This is a genomic window from Kitasatospora sp. NPDC058965 (genome assembly GCF_042741245.1).
Classification (GTDB): domain Bacteria; phylum Actinomycetota; class Actinomycetes; order Streptomycetales; family Streptomycetaceae; genus Kitasatospora.
The window spans coordinates 1-12,327 of the sequence record NZ_JBHYKG010000263.1 but is presented as its reverse complement, the minus strand read 5'-3'; the positions used below and the strand labels follow the sequence as shown (position 1 = coordinate 12,327).

General features: G+C 72.3%; 9 protein-coding genes and 1 pseudogene. 7 read left to right on the top strand and 3 right to left on the bottom strand.

Going from position 1 to position 12,327, the window contains the following annotated elements; genetic code table 11:
• Together ACFW1A_RS31135 and ACFW1A_RS31130 are read right to left on the bottom strand one after the other, a co-directional pair.
• Window positions 1-272, bottom strand: a pseudogene (locus tag ACFW1A_RS31135) (ABC transporter substrate-binding protein); the annotation flags it as partial.
• A gap of 217 nt (window positions 273-489) precedes the next feature.
• A complete protein-coding gene (locus tag ACFW1A_RS31130) occupies window positions 490-741 on the bottom strand; it encodes a hypothetical protein (protein WP_380414689.1) in 252 nt (83 codons plus the stop codon).
• Window positions 742-1,019: 278 nt separating this feature from the next.
• Here ACFW1A_RS31130 and ACFW1A_RS31125 point away from each other — a divergent pair, with 278 nt between their 5' ends.
• A complete protein-coding gene (locus ACFW1A_RS31125; RefSeq protein WP_380414687.1) occupies window positions 1,020-1,457 on the top strand; it encodes a hypothetical protein in 438 nt (145 codons plus the stop codon).
• Between the two features lie 152 nt (window positions 1,458-1,609).
• A complete protein-coding gene (locus ACFW1A_RS31120; protein ID WP_380414685.1) occupies window positions 1,610-1,864 on the top strand; it encodes a DUF6332 family protein in 255 nt (84 codons plus the stop codon).
• Between the two features lie 261 nt (window positions 1,865-2,125).
• On the opposite strand, the gene ACFW1A_RS31115 is transcribed toward ACFW1A_RS31120, so the two are convergent.
• Entirely contained in the window at window positions 2,126-5,719 is a 3,594-nt protein-coding gene (locus ACFW1A_RS31115) for a glycosyl hydrolase (RefSeq protein ID WP_380414683.1), read from the bottom strand.
• Between the two features lie 567 nt (window positions 5,720-6,286).
• Here ACFW1A_RS31115 and ACFW1A_RS31110 point away from each other — a divergent pair.
• From ACFW1A_RS31110 to ACFW1A_RS31090, 5 genes are all read left to right on the top strand, one after another.
• Window positions 6,287-7,597 carry an extracellular solute-binding protein gene (locus ACFW1A_RS31110; RefSeq protein WP_380414692.1) on the top strand — a complete coding sequence of 437 codons (1,311 nt, stop codon included), beginning with the start codon at window positions 6,287-6,289 and terminating at the stop codon, window positions 7,595-7,597.
• An 86-nt stretch (window positions 7,598-7,683) separates the two neighbouring features.
• Window positions 7,684-8,649 carry a carbohydrate ABC transporter permease gene (locus ACFW1A_RS31105; protein WP_380414681.1) on the top strand — a complete coding sequence of 322 codons (966 nt, stop codon included), beginning with the start codon at window positions 7,684-7,686 and terminating at the stop codon, window positions 8,647-8,649.
• A 6-nt stretch (window positions 8,650-8,655) separates the two neighbouring features.
• The gene (locus tag ACFW1A_RS31100) at window positions 8,656-9,537 is read left to right on the top strand and encodes a carbohydrate ABC transporter permease (RefSeq protein ID WP_380414679.1); all 882 of its coding nucleotides are present in this window, start codon (window positions 8,656-8,658) and stop codon (window positions 9,535-9,537) included.
• Window positions 9,538-9,576: 39 nt separating this feature from the next.
• A complete protein-coding gene (locus ACFW1A_RS31095) occupies window positions 9,577-11,022 on the top strand; it encodes a GH1 family beta-glucosidase (protein WP_380414677.1) in 1,446 nt (481 codons plus the stop codon).
• A 48-nt stretch (window positions 11,023-11,070) separates the two neighbouring features.
• Window positions 11,071-12,147, top strand: a complete 1,077-nt coding sequence (locus tag ACFW1A_RS31090) for a LacI family DNA-binding transcriptional regulator (RefSeq protein ID WP_380414691.1) — start codon at window positions 11,071-11,073, stop codon at window positions 12,145-12,147.
• The last annotated feature ends 180 nt before the right edge of the window (window positions 12,148-12,327 follow it).

The following is a 12,327-nucleotide window of genomic DNA, read 5'->3' as shown; positions in this document are numbered from 1 at the left end:
GTCGCGTCCTGGTTGGCGTTGTAGTAGTCGACGGTCGCGTTCGGCGCCAGCTCCTTGATCTTGGCCTCGATCAGCGGCTTGTCGAACTGCTCGTAGCGGGTGGTCTTGGTCTCCGGGAGCAGCAGCGCGATCCTCAGCGCGGCACCCGACCCCGTGGCGCCGCTCGCCCCGCCCGAGCCGGACGCCTGCTTCGCACTGCCGCAGGCGGCGCTGGCGAGGGCCAGCCCGGCGATCGAGGTTACGAGGGCGGTGCGGCGCAGTGCCATGTTCACTGAGGTTCCTCCCGGTCCGTGGTCGCCCCCGTCATGCGCCAAGTCTGCGAACCCGCGGGGGCGGCGACGACGTGGACTGGGCCGAACGGGCCGTCAATTCACTGACTCGGCGCAGTGGGGGAGGGGCCGTCGGCCCGGGGAGGTCCCGGGCCTTCGGCCTCGACGGCCCGTCAGCAGCCCCGGAGCACGGGGAGACCGCACCGGCACGGCAAACCGGTCAGTGCTGACCGACGCCCCGGCTGTCGAGGTAGTCGACCAGCGCAGCCTCCTTCCGCACCAGGCGGTCCCGGTCGTCGGCGGGCAGCGAGGCGAGGGCGTCGATCAGGACCCGCCTTCGGGACACGTGGACCAAGGCGCTCGAGAAGATCCGGCACCCGGAGCACCAGGCGAACCCGATGCACCGCTCGAAGCTGGTGGACTCGGGCGGGTGGAACCGGTACTGGTAGGACCGGATCGGCTCGTGGCACACGAAGCAGACCCGCCGGTCCCCGTCAGCGACGGACCAGCCGCTGTCCCGCTTGCGCCAGGACTTCCGGCCGGACGGTGCTCTTCACGTTGTCATGGGCCCATGGTGGCGTACGGCGCCGTCGGGGGACAGGGGATGTGTCCGAGGACTCCTCTGGTCGGCCTGTCACCAGGGCCGGTCGGGCCGCCGGCGGAGAGGGAAGGGCCGAGCCGTTCACCGCACTGCCGAAGTATGGTCAACTCCCTTTCATGGAAACAGTCTTGGCTTGCCTCGTCGCCGTCGTGGGCACCCTCGTGGGCTCGTTCAGCAGTTACTTCTTCCAGCGCCGCACCGCCCAGCATGCCGAAGTCGTGGCCACGACCGAGCGGTTGCGGCAGGAACGGCTCACCGCGTACAGCGAGTTCGCCGGGGCGGCGAGCGAGTTCCGGCGGGGGCTGGTCACCCTCTGGTTCCGCCGCCGGGACAGTCCGCGGGACGGAGCCGCTCTCCGGGCGGCGCAGGTGGAGGGGGACCGGCTCGGTGCGGTGGCCGAGACGGCCCGGTTCCGGATCCGGATGGTCGACGACGACCTCGACGTGCGACGCCTCGCCGAGCAGGTCGTCGAGGCGGCCGGCGGGATCAGCGGCGCGGTCGACCGCGAGGAAGTGATACGGCAGGAAAGGGACTTCGAGGCCGCGCTGGGCGCCTTCGTGACAGCCGCGGCAGGCCGGATCCGCTGATTGGCCGGGCATCCGGAGCCGGGCCGACCCTGCGGACGGCAGATCAGGGCAGGTGCCGGACTCCGCGGCACAAGGGTCGGCCGGGGGCGGGGCGCGCAGGCGGTCCGGGTGCCTCCCCGGGGACGGGGCGGGCGCTGTGTGAGACTGGCCCCATGGACACGGGGCGGGAAGTGCGGTGGGACAAGGATGCGATGACGGTGGAGATCGTCTTCGCGCTCGTGACGGGTGCGCTGGTGGCTGCGGCTGTGTTCGCGCTGGCGCTGGTGCCCGCGCTGGTCCTGCTCGGCCCCGGGCCGGCGCGGAGCACCGTCCTGCTGGGTGGCGCCCTGGCCGGGGTGACGGCCGGGGGCTGGCGGGCGGCGCGGGTGCTGGTCCGGTTCGACGCGCACCGACGCCAGGGCACCTGACCCGCGCGCAGCAGACCGGTCGCCGCGACCTGGTGGTACGGCAGGGCCCGGCCGGTGCCCAGGGCGGGCAGGCACCCGGACCCGCCGGACGCGGCGAGGCGTGGAAGCGGGGACAGGCGCGGGTCACTCCCGGACTCTAACCAGCAGGCCGGGCCGTTGCCTTCGATTTCGGGCCGGAGTCGGACAGTGGTGGGACCGGGCCCGGCTCCCCGCTGCGCGGAGGCCGGACCCGGCTGGAAGAGCACCTGATGGAACGTCAGCTCAGCTGTACGGCAGGGTGATGACGGACTGGTTGCCGGTGCCCAGGGTGGTGGGGGCGGTGCCGATGGCGTTCCAGATCTCGATTTTGACGGTGCCGTTGGTGAGGGTGCAGAGGGTGCCGGTGGTGGTTTCGAGGCCGACGGTCTGGGTGGCGTGTTCGTAGCCGGGTGAGGCGTCGGTGGCGTAGTAGTGGTAGGTCTCGGTGCGGTTCCAGGTGCCGCTGCCGGTGCAGTCGTAGCTGATGCGGATCTGGGTGCCGTTGCCGACGGCGGTGCCGGCGTCGAGGGCGAGGTTGAAGGCGGTGGTGCCGCCGTTGTAGGCGAGGTTGTGGCCGGTGGCGGTGAACGTGCTGGCGTTGTGCGGGGTGCCGTCGTACGTCGCCCCGCCCGCCGAGCTGATGGTGGCGGTGCTCGCGGTGGATCCCGGCGAGCCGGTCACGCTCCCGTTGGCCTGCGGGTACAGGGTCGGTGAGCCGGACGGCCCGGTCGGGGACGGCGTCGGTGTCGGTGTCGGCGAGGAGGTCACGGTGCCCGAGTACGGCAGGGTGATGACGGACTGGTTGCCGGTGCCGAGGGTGGTGGGGGCGGTGCCGATGGCGTTCCAGATCTCGATTTTGACGGTGCCGTTGGTGAGGGTGCAGAGGGTGCCGGTGGTGGTTTCGAGGCCGACGGTCTGGGTGGCGTGTTCGTAGCCGGGTGAGGCGTCGGTGGCGTAGTAGTGGTAGGTCTCGGTGCGGTTCCAGGTGCCGCTGCCGGTGCAGTCGTAGCTGATGCGGATCTGGGTGCCGTTGCCGACGGCGGTGCCGGCGTCGAGGGCGAGGTTGAAGGCGGTGGTGCCGCCGTTGTAGGCGAGGTTGAGGCCGGTGGCGGTGAACGTGCTGGCGTTGTGCGGGGTGCCGTCGTACGTCGCCCCGCCCGCCGAGCTGATGGTGGCGGTGCTCGCGGTGGATCCCGGCGAGCCGGTCACGCTCCCGTTGGCCTGCGGGTACAGGGTCGGTGAGCCGGACGGCCCGGTCGGGGACGGCGACGGTGTCGGGCTGCCGGTCGGCGAGGGGGTGGGGGAGGGGGTCGGCGAGGACGAGGGCGACGCCGAGGTCGACGGCCCCCCGGCCGCGCTCCCCCCGCTCCAGTTGAGCGCCCCGCTCGCCACCGTCTTCCCGGCCGGCACCTGGACCACGTGCCCGTCCGAGAAGGTGACGGTGATCGGCGACGAGGTGACGTCGGCCGCCACGTACGTGCGAGCGCCGCCGTTGCTGAACACCGCGGCGAGCGGATGGTCGGCGGTCACCGTGGTGTCGACGTGTCCCAGGGCGGCGAGGTTGCGGATCCAGTGGAAGGTGTGCGCCTTGCTCTCGCCCTCCTCGGAGGTGAGCCCGCTGTTGGCGTTGAAGTCCGCCAAGGCCTGTTGCCCGTCGCCCAGGGCGAGGAACTCGTACCAGATGTCGGGCCAGAGCGGCGGCTGCGTGCTGTTGCTGTTGGTCAGCATGTCCTTGTAGTCGGTCAGCACGTAGTTCGGGTCGTCGCCGAGGTAGAGGTGGCCGCCGGTGACGGGGAGCAGGTTGATGCCCTGGATCTGGGAGGGGGCGCTGGAGAACCAGGTGGAGTACGCGGCGCCGTCGCCCCAGACCATGCCGACCTCGTGGTGCGGGAAGCTGCTGGGGAAGACCTGCTGCTGGGTGTCGAACCAGTAGTCCTGGATCGCCGCGGCCTGCGTGGTGTACATGTAGATGCCCGCGTCACGCACGGCGGTGTTGCCGGTGGCCTCGCCCCACTGGATCAGCGCGTTGTCGAAGTTCATCCCCTCCGACGAGGACTCCTGGTTGTTGCCGGCCGCGAAGTTGCCGTGGCCGGAGGCCCAGTCGTGGCCGTCGTAGATGTCGAAGTCGCGCAGGTAGGGGAAGCGGGTGTCGGTGCGGTCGTAGTCGTTCGCGTCGCGGATGAGCATGTCGACCATGCCGCCGTACTGCGAGGCGGAGGCCCAGGTCGGGTCGAACCTGGCGAGCGTGGCGGCCGCGGCGATGTAGTAGCCGTAGTGGAAGTGGTGGTCGTTCAGTTCCTGGTCGGAGCCGTAGGAGGCGGGGTAGCCGATCAGGGTGCCCCAGTTCTTGTCGTAGTAGAACAGGTGGCCGGTCTTGCCGGCGGAGGCGGTGAACCAGTCGGTGAGGGTGGACTTGATCGCGGACAGCGCCGAATCGCGGACCGCGGTGTTGCCGGTCTGGTCGGAGATCTCGGCCAGCCGGGCGGCGCGGCCCAGGCCCTTGCCGGTCCAGTAGGTGTCGTCCTTCTGCTGGTTCATCGGGTTCGCCAGCTCGGCGTTGAGGTCGTTCTGCTCGGTGGTGCCGTCCGCCCCGCTGGAGTCGGCGACCGCCGGGACCTCCGGGAGGACGCCCTGGAACGGCATCGAGGTGGTGAACGAGGTGGCACCGGTGAGGACCTTGAGCGCGCCGCGGGCGGAGACGTAGGTCTCGGGGAGCGGCGTGGCGCCCGTCAGGTGCTGCCACTGGTGCGGCAGCAGGGCCGCGACCGTGCCCGTGGCGCTGCCCTCGTGCGCGGTGGTGGTGTAGGCGTAGCTGGTGGTGACGGTGCTGCTCGCCTCGTCGTAGCGGTACGAGACGGTGGTGCCGGTGACCTCGTCGTAGGCGTACCGGCCGTACGAGGTGGCGAGCCCGGCGCGCTCGCTCGCGCTGGTCTGCGGGGTGGTGGGCAGCACGGCGACGGAGTAGTAGTCCTTGCCCGCCAGCGAGGAGGTGAGCACGCCGCCGCTGACCGACCAGGTCGCGCCGGTCGGGGCGTAGGCGACGTAGTCGTGGCCGTTGATCGTGTAGCCGACGGTGGAGCCGCTGTTGGACCAGACGGTGAGGGCGGCGCCGCCGGAGGCCGAGATCTGTGCGCTGCCGCCGCTGGTCCGGAAGTACGCGAACGGCAGGCCCTCGCCGACGGTGGCCCGCAGCGTGCGGGTGCCGTCGCTGAAGTACGGGCTGACCGTCCAGTCCGACCAGCCGTCGACCTTCACGTCGGGCGAGGCGAGTCCGGTGACACCGGCGACGAAGTCCTCGGTGTACGGGAAGTGGTACTCGCCGACGCCGGTCGCCGTCCCGCTGATGGCGGGCGTGGTGGTGTACGAGAACCCGAGGCCGCCGGCGTGGGGCTGGAAGCCGAGCGGGTGCGCCTGCATCGGCGAGCCGTACTGGCAGTCGGTGCGCTTGAACAGGATCGAGGACCACCAGTCGTTGGTGGGCACCGCTCCCGCGGGGGCGTTGGCGGTGACCCACTGGCGCGGGTTGGTGGAGATGCTGCCGCAGCCGGTCGGGAGCGACCCGGCCGGTGTGGTGGTGAAGCTGCCGGCGCCCACGGTGTCGGCGCTGGCCGCCTGCGGGGTGAGGGTCGCGAGCGCCGCGGCCAGCAGGGCGGCGGCCAGGCCGACCGCGCCGAGGCCCTTCGCCCGGCCGGGGGCGCGGCCGCTCGAACGGCCCTTCGTGCGGCCCGTCGCGCGGCCCTTCGTGCGGCTCTCGGCCCGGCCAGGGCGCGGGGCCGGGCGGGTGCGGTCGATGACCGTTCTGGGGGGCCGGTCGCCCTCTCCGACTCTGTCTACCACGAGGTCTCCCAGGGTGGGGGTGCTGCGCGGGTGCCGCGCCGCGGGGGACATGAGGGTGGCTACGAGCGCCCGGTGCTCCTGGTGGCGCGAGCCGGTGTGGGGCCCGTGCCGCGGGGCGTGAGGGTCCGCGGTCCGCGGAGCATTTCTGAGAGCGCTCTCAAGACTTTGGAAGCTAGAGCAGACCTGATTGGCCGTCAAGGGAGTGCGCACGGGAATCTGCCGGACGGCGGCCCGCAACGTTAAGTGGCCGCCGTTCTGGCCCCCGGAGGCTGGATGCCCGCTCGCCCGGTGCCCCCCGGGCTCCGCGGCCGCGCCGACGATGGGCACAAGTGCCCAGGTCAACACGGGTTCGTCGGTGAGGGCCGGAGCCGGCGGGCGCCGGTCGGCGTTGCTCGCGGAGAGTGGTCGCGCGCATGCAAGTTGCCTCCGAATGATTACGGTCGGGTCAAGGACTCTTGACGCCACCGCACCGTCCTCGTCAATCTCTGAGAGCGCTCTCAGAGCGAGCCGCAGACCACCGCTCCTCGCTGCGCCCCACCCCACCCCCGCCCTGCCGTGTCAGGAGACATCCCCATGCGCCCCTTCAGAGCCCGAAGCGCTGCCGCCATCGGCACCGCCACCCTGGCCGCCACGCTGCTCGTCACCTCCTGCGGGTCCGGGGCCGGGAGCTCCGCCGACACGGCGTCCGACGGCAAGGTCACGCTCACCGTGGACCTCTTCGGCACCTTCGGCTTCAAGGAGGCCGGCCTCTACGACGCGTACATGAAGCTGCACCCGAACATCACCATCAAGCAGACCGACACCCAGGACGAGGGCCAGTACTGGCAGGCGCTGCAGACCAAGCTGGCCGGCGGCGGCGGTGTGGCCGACGTGCAGGGCATCGAGGTGGGCCGGGTGGCCAGCGTCGTGCAGCAGCAGGCCGACAAGTTCACCGACCTGAAGACGCTCGGCATCGGCGACGTCAACGACGGCCTGGTGCCGTGGAAGGGCGCGGCGATCAAGACCGCCGACGGCAAGGTGCTCGGCGCGGGGACCGACATCGGCCCGGAGGCGATCTGCTACCGCACCGACCTGTTCAAGGCCGCCGGACTGCCCACCGACCGCACCGAGTTGGCCGCCAAGTGGTCGACCTGGCAGGGCTACCTGGACCTCGGCAAGCAGTACGTCGCGAAGGCCCCGGCGGGGGACTCCTGGACCGACAGCGCGGCGGGCATGTTCACCGCCGAGGTCGGCCAGCAGAAGGTCCGCTACACCGACGAGAGCGGCAAGCCGGTCTACGACAGCAGCGAGGCGGTGAAGAGCGCCTGGGCGGACGCGACGTCGCTGGTCGCCGGCGGCCTGTCCGCCAAGCTCGCCCAGTGGTCGCCGGAGTGGAGCAAGTCGTTCAGCACCGGCAAGTTCGCCACCCTGTCCTGCCCGGCCTGGATGATCGGTTACATCAAGGGCCAGGCCGGCGACGCCGGTTCGGGCACGTGGGACATCGCTCCGGGCCCGGGCCGGACCGGCAACTGGGGCGGCTCGTACCTGGCGATCCCGAAGGCGGCCAAGCACCCGAAGGAGGCCGCCGAGCTGATCAAGTGGCTGAACGCCAAGGAGCAGCAGGAGACCCTGTTCACCAAGCAGGGGTCGTTCCCGTCCTCCACCGACGCGCAGGCCGCGATCAAGGGCGTGACCGACCCGTACTTCAACAACGCGCCGATCGGCCAGATCTTCAGCGAGTCGGCCGCCGCGATGCCCGCCCAGGTGCTGGGCGTGGACGACGGCGTGGTCGGCAAGGCCTTCACCGACGCGCTCGGCGAGGTCGAGCGGACCGGCACCGCGCCGGACACCGCCTGGAAGCACGCCATGGACAACGTCAAGAAGGCCAACGGCAGCTGACGCACCGTCACCTACCCACGCCGGAACGCCGTGCGCCGGCCCGCCCGCCGAGGGCGGGCCGGGCGCCCCGTCGAAGGACCCCGCCCATGTCCGTCAGCTCCACCGAGCGGCTGCCCACCCCACGCCCCGCTCGCCGCCCCGCCCCGCGGCCCGCGGCCGCGCCCCGCCGTCCCCGCCGCCGGGTCGCCCCGTACGGCTTCCTCGCCCCGTTCTTCGTCCTGTTCGCGGCCTTCGGCCTGTTCCCGCTGCTCTACACGGCCTACGTGTCGCTGCACCGGGTCGAGCTGCAGACCGCGGACCGGATGGACTGGCTGGGCCTGCAGAACTACACCCGGGTGTTCGCCGACCCGTTCTTCTGGAACGCGCTGCGCAACACCTTCACCATCGGCGTGCTGTCCACCGTCCCGCAGCTGCTGATGGCACTGGGCCTGGCCCACCTGCTCAACTACAAGCTGCGCGGCCGGACCTTCTTCCGGGTCGCGATGCTGATGCCGTACGCGACCTCGATCGCCGCGGCCACCCTGGTCTTCGCCCAACTCTTCGGCCACGACTACGGCCTGATCAACTGGGTGCTGCGCAGCGTCGGCCTGGACCCGGTCGACTGGCAGGCCGATACCTGGGCCTCGCAGATCGGCGTCTCCACCATCGTCACCTGGCGCTGGACCGGCTACAACGCGCTGATCTACCTGGCCGGCATGCAGGCCGTGCCGAGCGAGCTCTACGAGTCCGCCGCGGTCGACGGCGCCTCGCGCTGGCAGCAGTTCCGGCACGTCACCGTCCCCGGACTGCGCCCGACGATCATCTTCACCGTGGTCGTCTCCACCATCGGCGCCACCCAGTTGTTCGGCGAGCCGCTGATGTACGAGGGCAACTCCGGCGGCGGCATCTCGCACCAGTACCAGACCCTGGGCCTCTACATGTACGAGCAGGGCTGGACCTTCTTCCACCTCGGCCGCGCCGCGGCCGTCGCCTGGGTGATGTTCCTGCTGATCGTCGTCCTCGCCCTGCTGAACGCGGCGATCGCCGCCCGCCGCAACCGTACGGACCGGTGACCGAAGATGACCCACGCCCTGCCCACCGCCACCGCCGCCCCAGGGCGCGCCCGCACCCGGCGCGCCCGCTCCCCACTGCACGGCGGCCCGCTCAGCTACGCCGTGCTGATCGGCGCCACCGCGCTGTTCGTCTTCCCGTTCTACTGGACCGTGGTGGCGGCCAGCCGCACCAACGCCGAGCTCTCCTCGGCGACTCCGGCGCTCACCCCCGGTCCCCACCTGTTCCACAACATCGGCCAGGCGCTCCAGCAGGCCGACATCGGCACCGCACTGCTCAACTCGCTGATCGTCTCCTCCCTGGTGACGGCCGGTGTGGTGCTCTCCTCCACGCTGGCCGGATTCGCCTTCGCCAAGCTGAAGTTCCGCGGCAGCAGGATCCTGCTGGGACTGACCGTGGGCACCATGATGATCCCGCCGCAGCTCGGTGTGATCCCGCTGTTCATGGTGATCGTCAAGCTCGACCTGCAGAACAAGCTGCCCGCGGTGATCCTGCCCTCGCTGGTCTCGGCGTTCGGCGTGTTCTTCATGCGCCAGTTCCTGCTCCAGGCGCTGCCCGACGAACTGGTCGAGGCGGCCCGCGTCGACGGCGCGTCCAGCCTGCGGATCTTCCGGTCGATCGTGCTCCCGGTGGCCCGGCCCGGCATGGCCGTGCTCGGCATGCTCACCTTCATGGCCACCTGGAACGACTTCTTCTGGCCGATCGTCGCGCTCAGCTCGCAGAACCCCACCGTGCAGGTGGCGCTGAAGTCGCTCGGGCAGGGCTACGTCCCGGACCAGTCGATCATCATGGCCGGCACCCTGCTGGGCACCCTGCCCGTGCTGGTGGTGTTCGCGGTGCTCGGCCGGCAGATCGTCGGCGGCATCATGCAGGGCGCCGTCAAGGGCTGACCCGCCCCCCCCCCCGTCCCCCCGAACCAGGAAGGCGACATGTCCATCGCGGCCGTCACCCATCCCGTCCACACCACCACCCCGGCCGGCTTCCCGCCGGGCTTCCTGTGGGGCGCGGCCACCGCCGCCTACCAGATCGAGGGCGCCGCCGGGCAGGGCGGCCGCACGCCGTCGATCTGGGACACCTTCAGCCGGACCCCGGGGAAGGTCCGCAACGGCGACACCGGCGACATCGCCGCCGACCACTACCACCGCTACCGCGAGGACGTCGCGCTGATGGCCTCGCTCGGCCTGGGCGCCTACCGGTTCTCGTTCGCCTGGCCGCGGATCCTCCCCGGCGGCACCGGCCCGGTGAACCCCGCCGGCCTGGACTTCTACGACCGCCTGGTCGACGAGCTGCTCGGCGCCGGGATCGCCCCCGTCGCCACCCTCTACCACTGGGACCTGCCGCAGGAGTTGGAGGACCGGGGCGGCTGGACCCACCGGGACACCGCCCACCGGTTCGCCGAGTACGCGGCGCTGGTCGCCGACCGGTTCGGAGACCGGATCGGCACCTGGACCACCCTCAACGAGCCCTGGTGCAGCGCCTTCCTCGGCTACGGCAACGGCGTCCACGCCCCGGGCCGCACCGACCCCGCGCAGGCGCTGCGCGCCCACCACCACCTGCTGCTGGCCCACGGCCTGGGCACCGCGGCGCTGCGCGACCGACTGCCCGCCGGCGCACAGGTGTCGCTCACCCTCAACCTGGCCGCCGTCCGCCCGCTCACCCGGGACGCCGGCGACCTGGACGCGGCCCGCCGGATCGACGGCCTGGCCAACCGGATCTTCCTCGACCCGGTCTTCCACGGCCGCTACCCGCAGGACGTGCTGGCGGACACCGCGGCCGTCACCGACTGGTCGTTCGTCCGCGACGGCGACCTCGCCGAGATCGCCCGCCCGATCGACTCGCTCGGCATCAACTACTACAGCCCCACCGTGGTGGCCGCCGACCCGGAAGCCGCCGGCGGACTGCCGTCCCCCTTCCCCGCCGACCGGGGCATCCGGTTCGTGCTCGCCGACGGCCCGCGCACCGCGATGGACTGGCCGGTCGACCCCGACGGCCTCTACGAGCTGCTGGTCCGGCTGCGCGACGAGCTGCCGGGCCTGCCGCTGCTGGTCACCGAGAACGGCGCCGCCTACGACGACTACAGCGACCCGTCCGGCGCGGTGCACGACCCCGAGCGGGTCGCCTACCTGCGCGGGCACCTCGGCGCCGTCCGGCGGGCGATCGGCGCGGGTGCGCCGGTGCGCGGGTACTTCCTCTGGTCGCTGCTGGACAACTTCGAGTGGGCCTACGGCTACAGCAAGCGGTTCGGCATCGTCCACGTGGACTTCGCCAGCCAGCGACGCACCCCGAAGGACAGCGCCCGCTGGTACGCCGAGCTGATCCGCACCGGCCAGTTCCCGCCCGCGGACACGCCCACCCGGGACGGCGGGGCAGACTAGGAGGACGCGGCGTCCACGGCGGACACCTGCGTGCAGACCCGGATCCACATGGAGGAGCAGGTGAGCGACGTCTTGGACGACCTCGCGCAGCCACCGTCGGCCCGCCCGACCCTGGACGAGGTCGCCCGGCACGCGGGCGTGTCCAGGGCGACCGTCTCCCGGGTCGTCAACGGGGGAGCCGGCGTGCGGGAGGCGATGCGGGCGCAGGTCGAGCGGGCGGTGGCGGAGCTGGGCTACGTGCCCAACCAGGCCGCCCGCACCCTGGTCACCCGCCGCCACGACGCGGTGGGCGTGGTGATCGCCGAGCCGGAGGCACGCGTCTTCTCCGACCCGTTCTTCGCCCAGCACCTGCGCGGCATCAGCCGGGAGCTGTCCGCGGCCGGCCTCCAGCTCGTCCTGCTGCTGGTCGACGACGGCGACTACCAGCGGGTCGGCCGGTACCTGGCCGGCGGGCACGTCGACGGACTGCTGCTCTTCTCGCTGCACGCCAACGACCCGCTGCCGGCCATGGCCCGCGGTGCCGGGCTGCCCACCGTCATCGGCGGGCGGCCCGACTGGCCGGGCGCCGACACCGACCGCTCCCTGCTGTCCGTCGACACCGACAACCGCGGCGGCGCCCGGCTCGCCGTGCAGCACCTGCTGGACCGCGGCTGCCGCCGGATCGCCACCGTCACCGGGCCGCTCGACCAGACCTCCTCCACCGACCGGCTGGCCGGCTACCGGGACCTGCTGCCGTTCGCCGCCCCGAGCCTGGTGGCCGAGGGGGACTTCACCCCGGAGGGCGGCCGCAACGCCATGGCCCTGCTGCTGGAGCGCCACCCCGACCTGGACGGCGTCTTCGCCGCCTCCGACGTCATGGCCACCGCCGCGATGAGCGTGCTGCGGGCGGCCGGGCGCCGGGTGCCCGAGGACGTCGCGGTGGTCGGCTTCGACGACCTGGACTCGGTGGCGCCGTGGAGCGACCCGCCGCTGACCACCATCCGCCAGGACATCGAGGAGATGGGCCGGCTGATGGCCCGTCTGCTGCTGGCCCGGCTGCAGCCCGGCCCCGACGGCGCGGACGCCGCGACGACCCCGCACTCGGTCGTCATGCCGACCCGCCTGGTGGTCCGCGCCTCGGCCTGACGCGCGGCCAAGACGGCCCCTGCGGCTCCCGGTGCCTCCCGTCGGGGCGTCGGCTGACCCCGGGTCAACGCCGCTCGCCGGCCGCCGTGCTCGAGCGCGGCCGGAGCGCGGCTCGACGGGGCGCGGGAGCAGGACCGCCCCCGTCGCCGACGGCGCGGCCCTGACCCGCGGGTCCTGCTC

Bases quoted from the DNA above. Each gene is read 5' to 3' on its own strand.
- ACFW1A_RS31120 (WP_380414685.1), top strand. From the start codon at position 1,610: ATGGACACGGGGCGGGAAGTGCGGTGGGACAAGGATGCGATGACGGTG.
- ACFW1A_RS31105 (WP_380414681.1), top strand. From the start codon at position 7,684: ATGTCCGTCAGCTCCACCGAGCGGCTGCCCACCCCACGCCCCGCTCGC.
- ACFW1A_RS31100 (WP_380414679.1), top strand. From the start codon at position 8,656: ATGACCCACGCCCTGCCCACCGCCACCGCCGCCCCAGGGCGCGCCCGC.
- ACFW1A_RS31095 (WP_380414677.1), top strand. From the start codon at position 9,577: ATGTCCATCGCGGCCGTCACCCATCCCGTCCACACCACCACCCCGGCC.
- ACFW1A_RS31090 (WP_380414691.1), top strand. From the start codon at position 11,071: ATGGAGGAGCAGGTGAGCGACGTCTTGGACGACCTCGCGCAGCCACCG.